Consider the following 17432-nt stretch of genomic DNA (forward strand, 5'->3'; position numbering starts at 1 on the left):
GACCCTATTTTTATATTCTTATTTTTGTTCAATTAACGTTTAATTCTATATTTGTCATCCGGGGTAATATTATCCCGGATGATACTGACCACATTATTCCTGTACCCAAACGAACGCAGATGAAGAAAATTTCTACGCAACTCTGCCTTTTATTCCTGACCCTGATGCTGCCCTATACGGTGGAGGCACAGCGCATATTCGACCAGCAGGATCCGCTTCCTCAACAATACTTTGAAAACAGATATCTCGGCAACCCGGCCCTGGCAGGTGCCGACACGGGGCTTAGCCTCAGCATGGGTTACCGCAAAGCCTGGAAAGAATCCGCCGACGCGCCGGTTTCCTTCTCCCTTACCGGCGATTACCAACTTTTGCGCACGCTTGGCGTGGGGCTGACGGTATTTAACGACCAATCGGGACCGCTGAAACAGACCCGGGTAGCGATGTCTTACGCATACCATACGCCACTGAACGATGAAGGTTCCGAATTCCTGCACGTCGGCGCCAGCGTTTCGCTCGACAACAAGCGGGTGGAGAGCCTGAAGCCGGGCACCCCGGCCGAGCAGGCCCTCAAAGGATATGAGGGGTACAAAAACGCCATCGGAGCCGATCTAGGCATTGCTTATACCAACCGCAAATTAACGTTGCAGGCTACCATGCCTAACGTCACCCGTACATTTAAAAACCTGGACGACGCCGAGCCGCGCGGCCAGGCCACTTTTGCAGTTACCGCCTCCTATTCTTTCGGTATGCGGAGCTACAAAATATCCTCCATCGAACCACTGATCAGCTTCCGGGCCATGCTCAACTCGAAAAGCGTGGTAGATGCGGGCGCTCGTTTGAGTTTCGCGCGTAACCTCGTGAACGTGTTTGGGTTGTATCATAGCAATAAAGCGGTGACGGGTGGTGTTGGTTTCCAGTTCAAGAATTCCATCCAGGTGCAGGCAAGTTATACCAATCAGCCGGCCGGTCTCGATGCGTATGGCGGCAACTTTGGCCTGGGCATCAAAGTGCGGCTGTTTAATTAGACCTAAAATACAGGCAATATATGGCACCCGTTGCGCTTCAGTGAAAGCTGGCGCAACGGGTTGTTTGTTTCAGGAAGGATCGTTCCAGGGGTAAAAAGGCACCAGGGATGAGGGCTCCAGGCTGCCGTTGTCGATACTGTGGCAAATGAAGCCGTCGGCCTGCGCCGCCAAACCGATATCCGTTTGCGCCGAGAAGGACGTAGCGCGGATTTTCAGTCCGTTACGGTGAACCGTTACGGCGGGCACGTATTCGTCCTGCGGCACCACGGGCGTGCGGTGTTCGGCGTAGGGTAACAGCCAGGGTCGGATGGTTTTCATGCTCCAGCACGCGCGGATGTAGGATTCGAGGAACAGGCGGGTGGCTACCTGCACGGCGAAAGGATTCGAGGGCATGAGCATGACGCGTGTTTTGGTGGGGCTGTACCCGAACCAAAAAGCCTGGCAGGGATGTGCTTTGACGCGATTAAAAACTGGTTCCACGCCCGCGTCGAGGAATATTTTAGGGAGAATGTTACCGCATAATATCAGCAAATCCGCGTCCAGGGATGTTTCCACCGCTTTCAGGAGGCCTGGGGAGCCGGCGGCGGGGAATTTCGCTTCGCGTAAACGGATACCGTAGTTGGCCAAAGCGCCTTCCACCGTGAATTTATTGGTTTGGGGAATTTTCGGCCCCTCGCCTTCCGTTAGCCCGATAAAAACCACGGATGGTGGTGTAAATACCGGTACCTGAAGAATTTCCGCTTGGTTGATGGCGGCCAGGTGGCGGCTGGATAGCTGGGTCCCGGTTGGGAAAGATGGTAATGAATGGCCGTTTTCAAGGGAAGTATATGCTATTGGCTCGGCGAGCACTAAGCCTTCCGAATCGGATAAGGAAAGAGTGGATTTGCCCCAACTCGTCCGGCAGGCGGCGATTTGCTGTATGGCGGCAGGCACGCTGATCATAACATAACTGCAATTTTAAGGACCTGAGGCAAGGAGCGCCGTGCGGCTTTCACATACATGCAAGTTGGTATGCCGCAGGTCTCCCCGCCTCGGGCCAGGCAGGCAAGGGAATTCGCATTACATTTCAATCTATTCGACAACATCTCCAATAAAATTAATTTTTTTAAGCTATACTTCAAATATTACTCCGATTAGAATTGAAATATTTAGCTAATTATTAGTTTGACGGAGATTATTTATAAATAATCGAACGATTATCTTACATGTATTATTTAATAATGTATGTGATATTAAGCGAATAGCGGACCTGACTGCAATTGTGTAAGCTGGCTAAAAATTATAGCCTACCCTGAATTTGACGGGATCCGTGCGGGGCACCTGGCTGTTATGGAGAAAGTCGTACAGCAGGGTCATATTGCCTTTTAACTTATTGTTGATTTTATATTTTTTGGCGATGCCGAGTAATGCGCTGCGGGTCCAGACCTTTGCGTTTGATAATTGGCCGGGGTTGCTGAAAGCGGCGTTGTAATTATACTCGAAGCCACCGTTAACGAAAAAGGTCCCTTTTAATTTATAGTCCGCGAACGATCTTGCGCCAATCCCCTGGTGGGAGAAGCGGATATTGTTAAATCCTGTTCCCATCCCAAGTTTATAGGCAGCGCCGAAGCCGATGATCCCATTCTTACTGAAGCGATAGCCTACCTGGCCCGCAAAATCCCCGGTTGACGGGAAGAATTGATTGGAACGCTGAAACTGGACGTTCGCTCCAAATTCAAGCCGGGAAAGGAAACTTTTGGTTTTCATTTCTTTAGGCTTGAAATCGGGCATTTCGGCGGCGTTATCGAGATCGGGGAAATTCTTCTTCAACTCGTCCATTTGCGAACGCGCGGCGTCCATTTGCTGGCGGATGGCCTGGGAAGTATTGGGACCTCCACCACCGAGGCGTTGCTGAATCAGTTGCTCCACCTGAGAACGGGTTTGAAGTCCGGCCAGTTGTTCTTCCACATTTGCGGCGCTATTCGCGCCAGACAAATTGAAAAGCCGCGCAATCTGGGAGTTGCGGGACATAAAATCTTTATACGCCGGCAATTTCTGCAGCAGTTCCATTGCTTTTGCTTCTGCTTTTTTACGGTCGCTGAAAACGGCCTGGTATTCTTTCAGTTGTTGTGCGTAGTAATATGCTTCCTTGTTGATTTTCTGAAGGTCCTTCGTCATGCTCGCATACTGCCCCAATTGGAATTTCAACTGATTGCGGCGTTCGCGGATGTAATTACGGACCTGGGTGGCTTGTTGTAATTTATCCTGCAGTGATTTTACCTGATCGAAGGATTTGCCAAGTTTGTCTTTGTGTTTACCGACTGCGCCTAACAACCCGTCAGCCCCTTTCAAGAATCCCAAAGTATTGGCGAGAGTATCGAGATAGCCGCCTGAATTACCGTTAAGGGCGCGTGTCAATGCTTGTGTTTTCCCTTTCAGTTTAGCCTGCAGGTTTTGCATGGAATCGAGGGAATTTGAAAAAATGTTCCTGGCGGAAACCGAATCCACTTTCATGAGTTTGGCGGCCATCTTCTGCTCCAGCCGCATCATCCGCCCGAGGGCTTTGCCTGACCTGCTAACTACCTGTCTTTCGTACCGTTCCACTTTCGCCGAAACCAGGTGCAGGAATTTTGAAGGATAAAACCCGGCGTGCGCAGGAAGGTTGACTTGCCCCATTGAATTTGAGGGCAGGAAGAGTAAACAAACAATGTGTAAAGAAGTATAATTCACTGTATAAAAGTTTATACAGTAATCTAAATTTTTTCTTCTTTGGTTTTTTTCTTGCGGGAAGTTTTTTGAAGCACGCCGGTTTCGTCTACGACGTCAAGGTACATGAGCCCATTCTGCTGGTGGATCGTGCAGGAAATAAGATACCTGCAACGGTCTCCGATGATGAAGTCCAGGGTTACGGTGTCCTTTGCGAGTTTTATGACTTTTTTCGGTTCTCCGCAGATAGCGGTCATTTGGGATTGCGTGCAATTGGCCGGGATCGGAAATTCGAGGGCCTCCAATACCCGGAGTGCCATGCCGTCGTGATCTTTGGTAAAATCGAGGGAAATAGCCCTGGTTTCATCCGGGATAGAAGCCGGCCGGAGGAAGGTATTGAAGCCGCAAAGCTCTCCTACCCAAAGTTCCCCCATGAAGTCGTAATCTTCCACCTCCTGGTAATCAGGACCGTCATAGAAATCGCTCAGGCGAATAGCGTGAAAGTCCTGGTACGCAATTATATCCATACGATAGTCTGTTAAGTGTTCTTTCTTCTTTTCAGTTTGGGGCAAATGGCATCCGCTCGCTGATGGGCGCCAAAAAACGGCAGCAACAAGGGCTTCATCGGACGTTCAGTTTGCATAGGTTGCCGGTATAGGTAAACCGCGATGTAAATATATGGTTAATTCCTATATTTCAAAACGTCCGGCGGCCGAACGCATTGATTATAAGCTTAATATATTATTATAAATATATGTTTAAGTGTATCAAATGCAGTGTGGAACGATGCATTGTGTCTTTTTCTCACAAAATCGGTACCGGAACTTTGGTTGGAAAATTTTAAAAGATTTTTTGGCGCCATGTCAAATGCAAATTCTTAATGGTTGAAATAAATATGTCTGAAACCAAACAAGGAATTGTATATTTATTCTTAGAAATCAATATCCCTTACCGTCGGGCCCGCCACCCTTCCCATAAGACAGCCGGCCCGAAAAAATTAATACACCCATGAAAAAACGCTTCCCGGTACTATCCGGATCTGTTGCCTGGTAAATTTCCTGTAACACTACTACCCTTCCGTAGCCCATATATTCACGGCCGGAAAAAATCATGTGAAACGGTATATACATAAGATCATCACAAATTTTAACCCGTAATGGTAAAGCAAATTTTGCTGACAGCTATAGGCCTGTCATCCCTGCATTGTCTGAAAGCCCAGCAATCATTTGGTGTTGTCCGCGATTCGGTCAGAATTCGGCAAATGGAGCTTGTGATCCGCAATTCCAGCCAGCACGTAAAAGGCTATCTTTTAAACGTCAACAATGGCAAAACCGAATTCAAGCCACTTGGACATGCCATCCAGTTTGCCGTAGGTGCCAGTGGTTTCCCGCAGGCCGGAGATTCCGTATACTCCAACATCAACCTGAAATCCAGCCACGTGAAAATCTGGCGCAACGGCCACTTGCAATGCAACACCTGCCCCGCGGCGCCTTTGGTAGATACCACCGCCGGTAAAATTATTTTCCGGCCGGCGCTCACGGCAACCGACAGGATTTACATCGAAGCCTACCGCTTCGCCGACTTCAGTTACATCCTTTGGCCAGCTGGCAGTTCTACCGCGTTCGAATATGCGGCTGCACGGCGTGCCAGTTATTAACCTTATACCGAACTGTTAAAATTCATACATGAGACGTTTGTTAAATTTCCTGTTTGTCCCGCTGCTTATTTCCAACGCATACGCACAAACGCACACTCCTCCCTTAAAAATTGAACCAGACACGGTGAAGATCGTAAATGCCGAACTGGTACTCAGGAACCGGACGCGGGAAGTTCCCGGTTACCTGTATAACAGCGGAAACGGCGCCACAGTATTTCAGAAACTGGGCAAGATCGTGGAGTTTACCGCAGGCGCGGCTGGCTATCCAGCCGCAGGTGATTCAGTATTTCAGCACACGGAGCTTGCGCGGCATGCGATTAAAGTCATCCGTAACGGGTTACTTCAGTACCACGACAACAGCAATGGCATTGCCGTAGACGCACCTACGGGCAAGATCCTTTTCAGGCCAGCGTTACAGGTCGACGATCATATTTTCATCGAAGCCATTTATGGCCTCGACCTTAGCATCAACGGAACAGGCGGCGGGCCGGTGATACCCGATGCCGGCGGTCCGCTGAAGCTCAACCCCGGCGCTTCAGACAACGGGAACAATACTTTCACCCTACGTTGGGCCACCAATGCGAAAACCCTTTACCTGTCGCCCAAAGTGGTAGGTCTGGGTTCTTCGACACTGGCGGGCACCGGGCTTTCCGCTCCGAACCGCCTGGGGGATAAAATATCCAACTGGCTCACTACCAACACCGCATCCCATACCTGGATCAACCTGGCAGTGCCGGGATACAGTTCCAGGGATATACTTCCGGTGGCCAATGGTGGCGTAATGGGGCAGAACATTGAAACCGCGCTTCAGTTCAAACCGGATTTCATTTACGTATCGTTACCCTCCAATGATCCAAGTGCCGGTATCTCCGTGGCGCAGAGCATGGTGAATCTGCGGAAAGTGGATACGCTGGGAATGAAGGAAGGCGTTACCGTTTTTTTTCAAACCACTCAGCCCCGCACCAACTACACCCTCGCGCAGCGGCAGATGCTGAAGCTGCTGGCGGACAGCATCCGCAAGGCATGGCCCGACCGGTATGTGGAAGCGTTCAGTGACGTGGAAGACCCTTACAACGAGGGCGCCATCGCACCCGCCTTCAGCCAATCGGACAATATCCACCTCAATGCCGCCGGCAACCAGCTTATCGCCGACAATCTTTTCGACAAATGGATGCGGTATTTCCAGCCAATTACCAGTGTAAAAGGATACTACATCGATTCATCGCTCAACCAGGCCGACTGGACGCAATATGCGCAGCAATCGGACGCCAACGTAGTCAAAGCCATTTACAACCGGTATAACAATGACCCATTGTACTTCCGGGTACGTGCCGAACTGCGCGACGGATCGTTTACGACTTCGCCCATCGCCCGTCTTGACCCGCCGTCCGACATCCCCGGCGTCAACGATTTTACGTACCGCCTGCTGACCGATCTCGGCGGCGACGGGCAAACGACGCTAAATGGGTCGAATGCGGTGGATGGCCGTCCTACCCCATCGCCCGATCTCTGGGGTAAATATTGGAACAACTGGTTTGGTGTTGGCGGCGTGGCGGGATTTGCGGAGAACGCGAAAATTGCCGACATGCGGACGACCACCAACGAAGCCACGCATATGAGTCTGCAGTTCCTCGGTACGCCAACGGGATCTTTCGGCACTTCTGCCACCAAGGCCATTAACTACAACGGGTTTACTGTCCCCAGCGGCGACTACCCTTCGCAAGCGCTGTATGACAACGTATTCCTGCATTCTTCGCTTACTGCAGGCGACGGCATCGTGCTGCGGATCAAGGGGCTTGTGCCGACGAACCGGTATTACATCAAGATCTGGGGCGCGCGGCTTGACGATGGTACCGCCTCCAGGACGCTCCAGGCTAAAATCGAAGGTGAGACATGGGAGGTCGCAAAATCGGTTGAAACAAAATATGCCAACAGCGCTACGCCAGACTATGAGCGGGCGATCCGCTTTAATAATATTACAGGATACGATTCGCTCGATATCCGGATGAAAGTTGGTGGTACGGGTACTTTCGCGCATATCAGCCTGATCGATATCGGCGTGATGGGGAATTTACCGGCCATCCCGCAAATCAAGCTGCGGGACACTTCCACCACCCTGAGCACCATGCAGCTGACCGCGTTGCCGATCAATGGCGCAACGGTAACCGATTATGCATGGACCCAGGTTTCGGGCCCCAGCACGGCAACCATCGCGAACCCGACCGCCGCTTCTCCCAGTATCACGGGCCTGACGAACGGATATTATGTTTTCCAGGTAACAGGTTCCTCCTCCGGCGGACCAACGTATACGTCGCGGGCCACGGTACAAGTGTTCCCGGATAACGGCGGTTTGAAGACCTGGCGGATGCACTTCAGTAAGACAGCATTGGCACCGATCCCGGGCTGGACGAATATTTTCGGCAGTCCGCACGCCGAACCCATTACCGTAACTGATCCAGCCACCAACTGGACGATCGACAACCTAAGTCCGACGCCGGCATATTGGGCGCCTTATGCAAGCAACAGTGCTTCCAATATTGATGGTACGACCACAGGCAACAACAGCGGCATAATACCTGACATTGCGCTGCAGGGACTTTGGTTCAACTATAGCCTGAAGTATAGCGCAGGGATGGATAACTTCGTGATATCCGGACTTAACCCTTCGAAGACCTACAGGTTGAAGTTCTATGCCAGCCGTAATAGTACCTCGGCAGCGGCGCCGCGCAGCGGAGCTTGGCGCGTCAATGGCGGAGCGGAATATTTGCAGAATGCTTATAACAATACTTCTCTGGAGACCGTGGTTGCTGCGATTTCTCCGGATTCGAACGGGAACATCCGGTTGTCGGTACATGCGCCGACGTCGAACACCAATGGGGCGTTCGGGTATCTGAATGCGTTGGTGATACAGGAAGAGTAGTGAAATATTTTCGTATTAAATGAGAGATCCCCCATTCCGGCGAGGGGCGTTGGAATGGGGGATTTTCTATTACGAAGGTGGTTGAATTGGATTAAGGGAAGCTGGGGCATGGGGTATTCGGGTAAATAAGTGAACATTCTCTTCAGGATGGCCTAGAGGAGCGGAGCGGTCAGCGCCTTGCCGTATGTTTTGCAGTTCAAAGAAAAACAATAGCACGACTGTGCTTTGTAGTACACCTGCAGGCTTGGTGTCTTGTCGCCGTGGAACGGGCAGTGTAACCGGGCGTGCTTGTCCGGTTTGAGCCCGTAGTGCGATAGCGCCTGGGCGAGCGTAAGGCTTTGTTTGATCTCCGATATCTCCATTGCAAAAATATTTTACCCGTTCACATTTGAACTAAAAATGTAACATCTGACTTTTATAAACAAAAATATCTGACTTATTATATTCACATATGAACGGTATCTTTGCCATACACGCCTGATAACGGGCTTTTTAAACCATAAATAACCCAAAAATGAGCAGCTTCGGTAAAAAATTAAGAGAGTGCTGGGACGCAAAGGGGCTTTCGCAAAGCGAACTGGCAAAGCTGCTCAATACAAACCACTCCATCATCGGTAAATACGAACGGGATGAGGTAAAACCCACCATTGACGTGGTAAAACGCCTCGCAGAAGAACTGGAGACGACGGTGGGGTTCCTGCTCGGCGAGACCAAACAGGTGAACGTGCTCAAAGACCCCGCCATGCTCAAAAGGATCAATGATATTGACGCTCTGCCAGAAACAGACAAACAACATATATTATACGCCCTCGATGGCCTGCTCCGAGATGCAAAGACCAGTGCAGCTTATAAATAAATAATCCCTGACCTATAACGGCCTGGGATTATTTATTTGTAAGCACCAACCTGGAATCCGCTCGGAAAAGTTAGCTTCAGCACACACCAGCAAGCATATGCTTGTACTAGCTGAATACTCTTTATAAAAGTTTTCCCTTTCCCCAATCTCCTAAATGCTGTACAACTTCGAAGTCAGCAAACTTGTTCACGCCAGAACCTTCTATTGTACCTACATTTAATACCATCCCCTTTACTATAGGATGTTTAAGTTGCAATTCATTTAAAATAAATAAGTCAACTTCTACGCTATCGCCCTCGCGTATTTGCATATCAGATACTAAACTACAAGATGTTGCTTCTCCTTCTACCTTCTTATACCATACAATAGGCCTTATTCCCTTTCGAAAAGGACCTATGAAACTGTACTTAGAATTTTTAATAAAATGAAAAACACCTTTAACTAAGACACTCTTAATATTTCCTTCATTAATCATCTTACTATTGCTTTTTAACTGGAGTAATATTTACGGACTTCAAATTCTGATTCACAACCCCAATTTGCGAACGATCTATCGTAGCATTAGGACCAACAAACTCATCAACCTGAACTGCAGTATTAAGCGGTTTCCCTTTACCCAACAAGGATTTAGGAACTGTAATTTCTAGATTAAATTCGCCCGCAAGAGGTAAATTATTCCAAGCATCCAAACCTTCTTTGGTTTGCCAGAACTGCTTCACCTCCATTCCAGGACCTAGTGAAAGCTTTCCTGTTTTCGCAATACTTTCAGCCTCTTCTTTTGATATACTACGATAAAGAGTTACCATATCTTCCCCACTACTCCTTGCTATTGGTCGAATAGAATTTCGTGCACTCCAAAGTGCAACCGATGCCCCCGCTAACATTAAAGCTCCATTAACCACATTCCTAGGTCTCCAACCTTGCTTGAATGTTTCCTTTAACGCCTCTTTAAAGCTTAAGTTATTCCCGTACTCGAAGATCCAGGTCGACAAATTGTGCCTCCCTTTCGTGTCCTTCGCAAACTCAGCAAAGGCGTCAACACCCACAACCCACTCATCCTGATGCAGGCCGGCCTTATCTCCTTCAGTATGATGATAACGTGCGATCCAATACGATGATCCATTTGATGAGATAAACCCTCGCATTTCGTAGTTCCCCAACCTCACAGACTTCGTCTCTTCTCCATCCGGAACTTTCGCTACTCTCATATGTGCAATCCCTGTTGGCTTAAAAGTAGGATCAAACTCCTCAGCCCCATCCAAGTCTATGAATTTAATCGGCTTATTCCCAGAAAATTGATAGGGAGTGTAATGCGCATATTTTTTTGTCAACGGATCCACTGACAAGAAGCGTCCTAGTCTTGAATCATATATACGGAACCCATAATCCTGCTGCGAGCCTTCGATACCCTTGACCTCATTATCATTCTCCTTCCCGTTAAACCCATACCTACAGCACCTCACGGCATTTTTCCTATAGCGCACCCCGGCCTTTTATGATACTGTCCGTCTCAAAGAACTACCCGCAAGATAATGGTTTATCCCTTACCACCTGATCGTATATTAACCCACCTCACCTCCGCATCAAGTCCACCTCATCTCCACCTTATCTCCACCAACCGTATAGCCATCCTCCTCTGATCATAGGGCTTTCCGATGCTTTTTACCCGACCTTTCTCCTTTCAGGCAAAATACCATCAACTGCAACCCTTCTTTTTTCAATTGAAAGAAAAAAACAACATCATCATGGATAAGGCAGGTGGCCGGTTGTGAAGTGCCTGGCGCTGGTTGCGATGGCCACCTGCTTTATCCATGATGCGCCAAGATCGTCCCACCGCCAGGGCAGCGATCCGGTGCCGCCGTTCGCGGCAGGACGGATCCTTTCGTCCGTTCCTGAACTATCGCCATTCGCTGCATTCCCGCCACCCACCGCCATGCGGCGGCGAACACGGGAGCGGGAGTGCGAGCTTTAGCGAGCACGGAGCTACCGGCAGGGCGCCGCCGCCGGCAGGTGGCGGACTAAATGGGCAGTGGAGGGATGCGCAGCGATAGCGGAGCAGACCGGGAACTGCCCGAACGGAGGGTAAAAGGGAGGGCGCACAGAAGAACACTGCCACCAGGGCAACCCGACCTTTTTCCCGCAGTGAGACCGATTTTCCTTTTCAGTGTAGAGGGAACAGAGTGAGTAAACGGGGAGCGCGGGGATTTCACACAGGGAGGAAGGCGCGTCGGGATGACAGGATTCGAACCAAAAGGGGGATTTCGTGCCCTGCGCTGGATTCGAACCAGCACACTCAGAACCAGAACCTGAGTACCCTAAAATGGTGGTTGCCCGACCTGGATTCGAACCAGGACAAACAGAACCAAAATCTGTCGTACTTGCCGGCCACCCGCAGCCTGGGAAGCTGATGCCTGGTATTTGGTGCCCAGAACTGGACTCGGCACCACGCAGAACAGGGAAGATACAACAATCCCCGCTGACACACTCCATTCCTCCATCACAACGAAGGTAAAGCGGTCTCGCTCCGGCAAAAGGCAAGGGCCAGCCCCTCCCTGCCAGTGTTCCCCGAACCGCCCTTCCCTTTTGCCTGCACTCGGGCAGCTCCCGGTCTGCTTCGCTATCGCTGCGCAGCCCTACGCCGCCCACTTTGTCCGCCACCTGCCTGCCCTGCCCTCCTACGGTGGCTGCGCGCGTGCCGCGCTCCCGCCCCCGTGGCGGCCAGGGCATGGCGGTGGACAGGTGGCGGAAGCGGTTGTTAGAAGCGGAAGACGATGGAACAGGGACAGGCTGCAGTGCATGACCTGCCGCGAACGGCGGCACCAGCTCATCACCCGGCGGCAGGATATTCTTGGCGCATCATCGGCCGGTAAACAGGCGGGGAACCCTCTTACTTCGGGCTCCCCTGCACGCCTGTCTACCGGCCGATGATGTGGCTTTCCCTGCCTTTTGCACTACTCTACTTTCAAACGCTGCACTGCCGCTTTGCTTAGACCCGTGAGCTTCATGATTTCAGCAACGGCGTAACCCGACGATTTCATCTGCCGCGCTATCTGCCGCGCCTGATCCCGGGCGCCCACCCTTTCCCCGGTAAGCTCCCCAGCCTTTCGTCCTTCCTCTCTGACCTTCGCCTCCAGCTCATAATCCAGCATGTACTTTTCGCTCCGTTCCAGCTTCGCCAGCAGCCCACTCTCCGCAAAACTGTAATAACCCGTTTCACTGATGATGTAATGATCCTCCACAGGAACATGCAGCAGCCGGCCGCACTGGATCATACGGTCCGTCATATCCTCATCCGCCGGCGAGGGCACCAGCCGGCCGCTCGGGTGATTATGCACCAGGATGATCTTGACACTCCGCTTCTGTAAAGCCAGGCTGTAGATTTCCATCGGCTCCGCTACCGTCCGCGTCACCGAACCCATACTCACCAGCTCGATCAGCAGGATCGTGTTATCCGCCGCCAGCCCCAGCACCCACAGGTGTTCCCGGTTGCGATCGATCTTCTGTTCCCGCCGCAGCAGCATCCGCATGATCTCGTGCACGTCACGGCGTGCCTCGATTTTAGTTTTCTTTAGTTTGCTCAATCGTATCTCCATTTGGTGTACGCTTTGAAGTTAACAATATCAAGGATGAACAACCCCGTTCATTCCGTTCATTTTTCTATCCCATCGGGTGGTAAGCCGCTACCGCCGCCGCCAGTTCCCCGTCACCAGCCTGCCGGTAACGCTCCGTGCTCGACGGGTACTTATGCCCGGCAAACGCCTGTACCGCTGCCAGCCCCTCGCCTGCTTTCAGTTTGAGGGCAATCACGCTTTGACGTATCCGCTGTGCGCTGGCCGGGTAATGCCGCAGCACATGCTTCACGATGTCATCCGCATGCATGGGATTTCCCCGCAACCCCAGTAGCAACCGGTCTGTTTGTCCTCCTTTCAGCAGCCGCGGGCGGATTTCACGGAGGTAGGCGTAAAGCAACAGCACCTGCGAAGCCTGTAGCCGAAGTACCCGCGCATTCGTCGAGGCCGTGCCGGCAGTGTGCACCGTCCCGCTATCCAGGTCGATATCCGCTACGCAAAGCGCGGCGATTTCAGCGGGTTTTAACGCCTGGTAGACCAAAAGACCTACAAGCACCCGGTCGCGGTAATCCAGCGCCGTATAACGTCCCTTTTCACCGTTTGCCGGCAGTAACGCTTCCAGCTCCGCAGGCGATAGCAGGTCCTGCAGCTGGATATCCCGGCTGCGCACATCCCGCAAACGGATCCTTTTTGCCGGGTTGTCCGTACGCGCACCACTGGCCACCAGCCAGCCGTAATAAGCCTTTACCGCACTCAGTATCCCGTTCAGCGTCGAGGCGTTGCCGTAACGGCTGCGCACCACGCCCAGCCACTGCACCACATCCCCATAACCAGCACCGGCTGCACCGGGATACCCCGACAGGTAAGCCACGATCTCGCGCTGGTAAGCCTCAGCCGTCGATGCCGCGTAACGCGATTGCAGGTAAGCCGCCAGTGTCATAAGCCGCCGTTTTGGAAGTGAGCATAGATCTGCGTCGTATCCGCATGGCGGTGCCCTAAAAAATCCCGCACCTGTTCCAGGGACATACCCCGTGCCAGCAGGTGCGTGGCGATGGAGTGCCGCAGCCGGTGCGGCGTCACCACCGCATCCAGTCCCGCACGTTCGCCCAGCTCCCGTACCAGCCGACAGAGGCGATCACCGGTCAGCGCCTGGCCACGGCTGCCCACCAGCAGCCGCTGCGATCCGCCCGGCAACTGCACCGACAACCAGCGCAGGTAAGCCCCCAGGCTCGCCGCCGCACGGCTGGCCAGCGGCACTACCCGCCGACGGGCGCCCTTACCACGCCGCACATACAGCACGCCCCGGTCCGGCCACACGTCCACCGCTTCCAGCGCCACTGCCTCACTGCGCCGAAGGCCACAGCTATACAGCAGGTGCAACACCGCATGTTCCCGTTCATGATGGGCGGCTGCGAACAGGGCGCCCGTTTCTGTCACCGACAGCGGCAGCCGCCTGCCATCTCCCAGCCTGGGCAACTGTAGTCCGCTCAGGGGATGGTGATCACTGGTACCTACCGCCTGCCGCCAGTCAAAGAACACCCGCAGGCTGTACAAGTAATGATCCACCATCTTGCCGCTGAGCACGCCTTCCCCGCGCTGCGAAGGGCGCACCTGCAGGTACGCGTAAAAAGACAGAATATTGGCAGGCTGCACTTCCCCAGGTGGCAAAGCACAGAAGACAAAGAACTCCCGCGTGCAGCTTTCCAGCATCCGCACGCTCCCTGCGCCGTAGCCCACCGCACGCAGGTAGTCCCTGAAGCCCCCCAGGGCTCCGGTTTGTAGCTGTTCCATAAATTGTTGGGTTTAAAATTCCAGTTGAAGAAGAAGAAGGCTTTTCACCTCCGGGTAACAAACTTATTTGATAGCACTATGGCGGTTTGCCTATAGCTACGGCGTTTTTCTATATCTATGCCGTTTTAAAAACAGGGCGCTTGAACATTTCCTGGAACGCTGGAACGCCACCATACCTTTAAGCCACCACAGCGGATTCCAGCGTTCCACTGGCGTTCCATTGGCGTTCCGGGGATGGAACGCCAGCACTGTTCCGAAGGGCATCCAACTGTTCGAGCAACTGTGTACGCACCTGCTCGCGCATACCCGTGTAATGATCCCACCAGCACACCTGGTAGGTAAAGCCACGGTTCACATGACCACCCGTGATCCGCACGTATTCCAGCCGCACCAGGTCGTTCACATAACGGAACAGCTGCGTCTTGCTCACACCCAGCGAATGGCGGATTTCACGCAAAGTAAAAACCGACCGCTCGCTGTCTTTGCCGTGCTGCTTTTGCAGGTAGGCTTTCAACTGCTCGTAAAACTGCCGCAGGCTCCCGTCCAGCTCGTCCACCTTCAGCACGATGCTGTCAAACATGATATCCACCGCCGCCGCCAGATCACTCACCACCGCGATCACCCGCCCCTGCCCGTCGCGCTCCCGCTGGTGCTGATGCAACAGCGCCACCATTTTTACAAAACTCAAAAACAGGTCGTTGAGCCGCCGCAGCTTGTGCGCCTGTTCAGGGAGACGCAGTTTACCCGCAAAGGGGTTAACCACACCCAGCGGCTCCAGTGCCCGCACCAGGTTGCGCACCTGCAGCTTGGCGCGCTCCTCATCGCCCTGGCTGGCAGCGCCCGCCGCTACCCGGTTCTGATAAGCCAGGATTTTTCCCGTCTGCGCTACGCTCTCATCCACTGCCACCAAAAACACCCGGCTCATGTTATCCTCATAAATCTCCCCGCGCGTCGTGCAGGCAAGGCTGCCGATAGGGCCACGCACTGTCTTCTGGCCGCTCGTGATCCGACCGTCGTCCAGCTTGATACTCGTCGCGCTGTTCAGTTCCCCGTTGCTCTGCAGTTCCCTTAATGCGAACTCCGCTTCTTCGGAGAGGCCGTCGATATCTTCCAGGCACAGCAACCGGTTCACGAAGTAAGTCTCCGGGTAATTGTACAGCACCTTATCGCTGACACGGGTCAGCCGCGTCACAGACTCAGGCGGCATGCAATCGCTGATCTGCCGCAGCAGCCGCGTCTTGCCACTGCCGCTCGAGCCCTGGATCAGCGCGTGTAAAGGCTGCGCCATCTTATGGCTCAGTGCGATCAGCAGCAAAAACAATCGCGGATTTTCTTCACCGATAATGCCGGTGTTGCCCAGCAAGTCATTGAGCCGAGTCAGCAGGTCAGGCGCCTGCAAAAACGATAGCGCCGCGTTGCGTTCCGCAGCTGTCAGCGGGTAGCTCGCTACCTGCGGCGCCGCTGCCTTCACCTGCTCATCCCGGGAGCCATCCAGCGCATCGGCAAGGCTACGCAGCTCATCAGCGATAATAGTTGCATCCAAACCCAGCGCCACGCCCACTTCCCGCGCCAGCCGCTCCACCTGCTTATCCTCGTACAGGTCCACCTTGTGCCGCCGCTTCTGGCCGCTACCCTTGTGCGCAATGGCCAGCGTCACCTTCAGGCTGTCGCCGGTCTTGGGGATACCACCCTGCACCGTGTACACCGCCGTGGCCGCCGTGTACCGCAGCCGCATCTGGTCGCGGCTGTCCAGTACACCGGCAGCCGGATACGACGGCACAGGTAAAGGGATCGGCGGAGCGTATACGGGGAGTAATTCTTTTTCAAATGTGTTTTCAGTTGAAGTCCCGGATGTAGTTCCGGTTGAAGTAAAAAAGGATTGCCGTTCGGCGATCAGGTGTTCCAAAACTGCCGGATCGTGGCCGGCCGCAAGGCTCGCCAGATCCTCGCCATCCGGCAGCGTCATCGCCGACAGCGCTACGCCCGGCACCTGGTCACGCAGTTGCAACGCGTACTTCTCTGTAGCCGCTTTGCCCGCTGCGTCGCCGTCGAAGGCGAAGATAATCTCAGCGAGGTTGCCCAGGGAAGCCACTGCCTCCCGGTGCTCCGGTGTAAAGCCATTGGTGCCGTAACAGGCCAGCACGCTGTAATCCTTGCGGATGGTTTCCGACTGCAGCAGCACCGCCGCGTCGATCACCGATTCCGTAAGGATCAGCCGGCGGGTGTCCGGCTGCGGGTAACATGGATAAAGGCCGGCGCGGTCTTTTAAATAAAAATGCCGCTGGTCGTGGTCATTGGTGATAGATCGGAAGTAGAGGCCTTTTATTTCACCGGCCTTGCCGCGCAGCGCGAACACCACGCAACCCCGCCCGAACACTTTATACGCCTGACCACCTTCCCGCACGTTTGTTCCCCAGGCGATCAGCAGGCCGGCGGACTCGCAAGCGGCCACCAGCTCGTCATCCTTGCGACGACCGTGATGGAACTGGCCGCTGTTATACCCTACTTCGATCTGCGTGGCGTCCAGCCCCCGGCTGCGGATATAATCCTGCGCAGGCTTGCTGTTATGCACCGCGTTGCGGAAGTAGGTGAACATTCTTTCCAGGATGGTTTCACGCGGCTGGGCGGTCAGCGGAGCGGCGACCGGTGCGCCGCCGATCAGCTCCCGGCAGTACCGGATCGCTCCGCCTTTAGATAAACCTTCCTTGTGCATCACAAAATCAATCACATCCAGCGCCTTACCGTGCGTCTTGCAGTTGGAAGAAAAGCAATAGCACGACTGCGTTTTGTAATACACCTGCAGGCTCGGCGTCTTGTCCGCGTGGAACGGGCAGTGCAGCCGGGCGTGTTTGTCCGGTTTAAGCCCGTAGTGCGCAAGCACCTGGGCAAGTGGAAGTGATTGTTTGATTGCTGTGATATCCATGATGTG

General features: G+C 53.3%; 15 protein-coding genes. 4 read left to right on the forward strand and 11 right to left on the reverse strand.

The features are described 5' to 3' along the window. Positions 1-119 precede the first annotated feature (119 nt). A complete protein-coding gene (locus tag WJU16_RS00680; protein WP_341836400.1) occupies positions 120-1025 on the forward strand; it encodes a PorP/SprF family type IX secretion system membrane protein in 906 nt (301 codons plus the stop codon). Positions 1026-1094: 69 nt separating this feature from the next. On the opposite strand, the gene WJU16_RS00685 is transcribed toward WJU16_RS00680, so the two are convergent. From WJU16_RS00685 to WJU16_RS00695, 3 genes are all read right to left on the reverse strand, one after another. Continuing rightward, positions 1095-1967 (reverse strand): hypothetical protein, encoded by an 873-nt coding sequence (locus WJU16_RS00685; RefSeq protein WP_341836401.1) that lies wholly within the window; start codon positions 1965-1967, stop codon positions 1095-1097. 330 nt (positions 1968-2297) lie between these two features. Next, positions 2298-3680 (reverse strand): hypothetical protein, encoded by a 1383-nt coding sequence (locus WJU16_RS00690; RefSeq protein ID WP_341836402.1) that lies wholly within the window; start codon positions 3678-3680, stop codon positions 2298-2300. A gap of 77 nt (positions 3681-3757) precedes the next feature. Further along, positions 3758-4237, reverse strand: a complete 480-nt coding sequence (locus tag WJU16_RS00695; RefSeq protein ID WP_341836403.1) for a hypothetical protein — start codon at positions 4235-4237, stop codon at positions 3758-3760. 734 nt (positions 4238-4971) lie between these two features. On the opposite strand from WJU16_RS00695, the gene WJU16_RS00700 reads away from it, so the two are divergent. After that, positions 4972-5367: a hypothetical protein gene (locus WJU16_RS00700; protein WP_341836404.1), complete on the forward strand. Its 396-nt coding sequence runs from the start codon at positions 4972-4974 to the stop codon at positions 5365-5367. 28 nt (positions 5368-5395) lie between these two features. Beyond that, positions 5396-8287 carry a PKD domain-containing protein gene (locus WJU16_RS00705; RefSeq protein ID WP_341836405.1) on the forward strand — a complete coding sequence of 964 codons (2892 nt, stop codon included), beginning with the start codon at positions 5396-5398 and terminating at the stop codon, positions 8285-8287. Between the two features lie 152 nt (positions 8288-8439). Here the strand turns inward: WJU16_RS00705 and WJU16_RS00710 are convergent, their stop codons facing one another. Then, positions 8440-8649: a CHC2 zinc finger domain-containing protein gene (locus WJU16_RS00710; RefSeq protein WP_341836406.1), complete on the reverse strand. Its 210-nt coding sequence runs from the start codon at positions 8647-8649 to the stop codon at positions 8440-8442. A 152-nt stretch (positions 8650-8801) separates the two neighbouring features. Between WJU16_RS00710 and WJU16_RS00715 the strand changes: the two genes are divergently transcribed. Beyond that, the gene (locus WJU16_RS00715; protein ID WP_341836407.1) at positions 8802-9143 is read left to right on the forward strand and encodes a helix-turn-helix transcriptional regulator; all 342 of its coding nucleotides are present in this window, start codon (positions 8802-8804) and stop codon (positions 9141-9143) included. A 121-nt stretch (positions 9144-9264) separates the two neighbouring features. On the opposite strand, the gene WJU16_RS00720 is transcribed toward WJU16_RS00715, so the two are convergent. From WJU16_RS00720 to WJU16_RS00750, 7 genes are all read right to left on the reverse strand, one after another. Next, on the reverse strand, positions 9265-9618 hold the full coding sequence (locus tag WJU16_RS00720) for a hypothetical protein (RefSeq protein WP_341836408.1): 354 nt from the start codon (positions 9616-9618) through the stop codon (positions 9265-9267). Between the two features lie 4 nt (positions 9619-9622). Continuing rightward, positions 9623-10627, reverse strand: coding sequence for an RHS repeat-associated core domain-containing protein (locus tag WJU16_RS00725; protein WP_341836409.1), 1005 nt, complete (start codon positions 10625-10627; stop codon positions 9623-9625). A gap of 259 nt (positions 10628-10886) precedes the next feature. Next, positions 10887-11078, reverse strand: coding sequence for a hypothetical protein (locus tag WJU16_RS00730; protein WP_341836410.1), 192 nt, complete (start codon positions 11076-11078; stop codon positions 10887-10889). 1016 nt (positions 11079-12094) lie between these two features. After that, positions 12095-12736 (reverse strand): JAB domain-containing protein, encoded by a 642-nt coding sequence (locus WJU16_RS00735; RefSeq protein WP_341836411.1) that lies wholly within the window; start codon positions 12734-12736, stop codon positions 12095-12097. A 64-nt stretch (positions 12737-12800) separates the two neighbouring features. Then, positions 12801-13652, reverse strand: coding sequence for a tyrosine-type recombinase/integrase (locus WJU16_RS00740; RefSeq protein WP_341836412.1), 852 nt, complete (start codon positions 13650-13652; stop codon positions 12801-12803). Continuing rightward, complete coding sequence (locus WJU16_RS00745; RefSeq protein ID WP_341836413.1) at positions 13649-14503, reverse strand: tyrosine-type recombinase/integrase; 855 nt, start codon at positions 14501-14503, stop codon at positions 13649-13651. The genes WJU16_RS00740 and WJU16_RS00745 overlap by 4 nt, the downstream gene beginning before the upstream one ends. A 178-nt stretch (positions 14504-14681) precedes the next feature. Next, complete coding sequence (locus tag WJU16_RS00750; protein WP_341836414.1) at positions 14682-17426, reverse strand: CHC2 zinc finger domain-containing protein; 2745 nt, start codon at positions 17424-17426, stop codon at positions 14682-14684. Positions 17427-17432: the final 6 nt, after the last annotated feature.

The sequence above is a fragment of the Chitinophaga pollutisoli genome (assembly GCF_038396755.1).
Taxonomy (GTDB): domain Bacteria; phylum Bacteroidota; class Bacteroidia; order Chitinophagales; family Chitinophagaceae; genus Chitinophaga; species Chitinophaga pollutisoli.

What these genes read in the sequence shown, in the direction of transcription:
- WJU16_RS00685 (WP_341836401.1), bottom strand. Translation starts at nt 1,967, where the DNA reads ATGATCAGCGTGCCTGCCGCCATACAGCAAATCGCCGCCTGCCGGACG.
- WJU16_RS00720 (WP_341836408.1), bottom strand. Translation starts at nt 9,618, where the DNA reads ATGATTAATGAAGGAAATATTAAGAGTGTCTTAGTTAAAGGTGTTTTT.
- WJU16_RS00695 (WP_341836403.1), bottom strand. Translation starts at nt 4,237, where the DNA reads ATGGATATAATTGCGTACCAGGACTTTCACGCTATTCGCCTGAGCGAT.
- WJU16_RS00690 (WP_341836402.1), bottom strand. Translation starts at nt 3,680, where the DNA reads ATGGGGCAAGTCAACCTTCCTGCGCACGCCGGGTTTTATCCTTCAAAA.
- WJU16_RS00710 (WP_341836406.1), bottom strand. Translation starts at nt 8,649, where the DNA reads ATGGAGATATCGGAGATCAAACAAAGCCTTACGCTCGCCCAGGCGCTA.
- WJU16_RS00745 (WP_341836413.1), bottom strand. Translation starts at nt 14,503, where the DNA reads ATGGAACAGCTACAAACCGGAGCCCTGGGGGGCTTCAGGGACTACCTG.
- WJU16_RS00750 (WP_341836414.1), bottom strand. Translation starts at nt 17,426, where the DNA reads ATGGATATCACAGCAATCAAACAATCACTTCCACTTGCCCAGGTGCTT.
- WJU16_RS00740 (WP_341836412.1), bottom strand. Translation starts at nt 13,652, where the DNA reads ATGACACTGGCGGCTTACCTGCAATCGCGTTACGCGGCATCGACGGCT.
- WJU16_RS00735 (WP_341836411.1), bottom strand. Translation starts at nt 12,736, where the DNA reads ATGGAGATACGATTGAGCAAACTAAAGAAAACTAAAATCGAGGCACGC.
- WJU16_RS00680 (WP_341836400.1), top strand. Translation starts at nt 120, where the DNA reads ATGAAGAAAATTTCTACGCAACTCTGCCTTTTATTCCTGACCCTGATG.
- WJU16_RS00730 (WP_341836410.1), bottom strand. Translation starts at nt 11,078, where the DNA reads ATGGCGGTGGGTGGCGGGAATGCAGCGAATGGCGATAGTTCAGGAACG.
- WJU16_RS00705 (WP_341836405.1), top strand. Translation starts at nt 5,396, where the DNA reads ATGAGACGTTTGTTAAATTTCCTGTTTGTCCCGCTGCTTATTTCCAAC.
- WJU16_RS00715 (WP_341836407.1), top strand. Translation starts at nt 8,802, where the DNA reads ATGAGCAGCTTCGGTAAAAAATTAAGAGAGTGCTGGGACGCAAAGGGG.
- WJU16_RS00700 (WP_341836404.1), top strand. Translation starts at nt 4,972, where the DNA reads ATGGAGCTTGTGATCCGCAATTCCAGCCAGCACGTAAAAGGCTATCTT.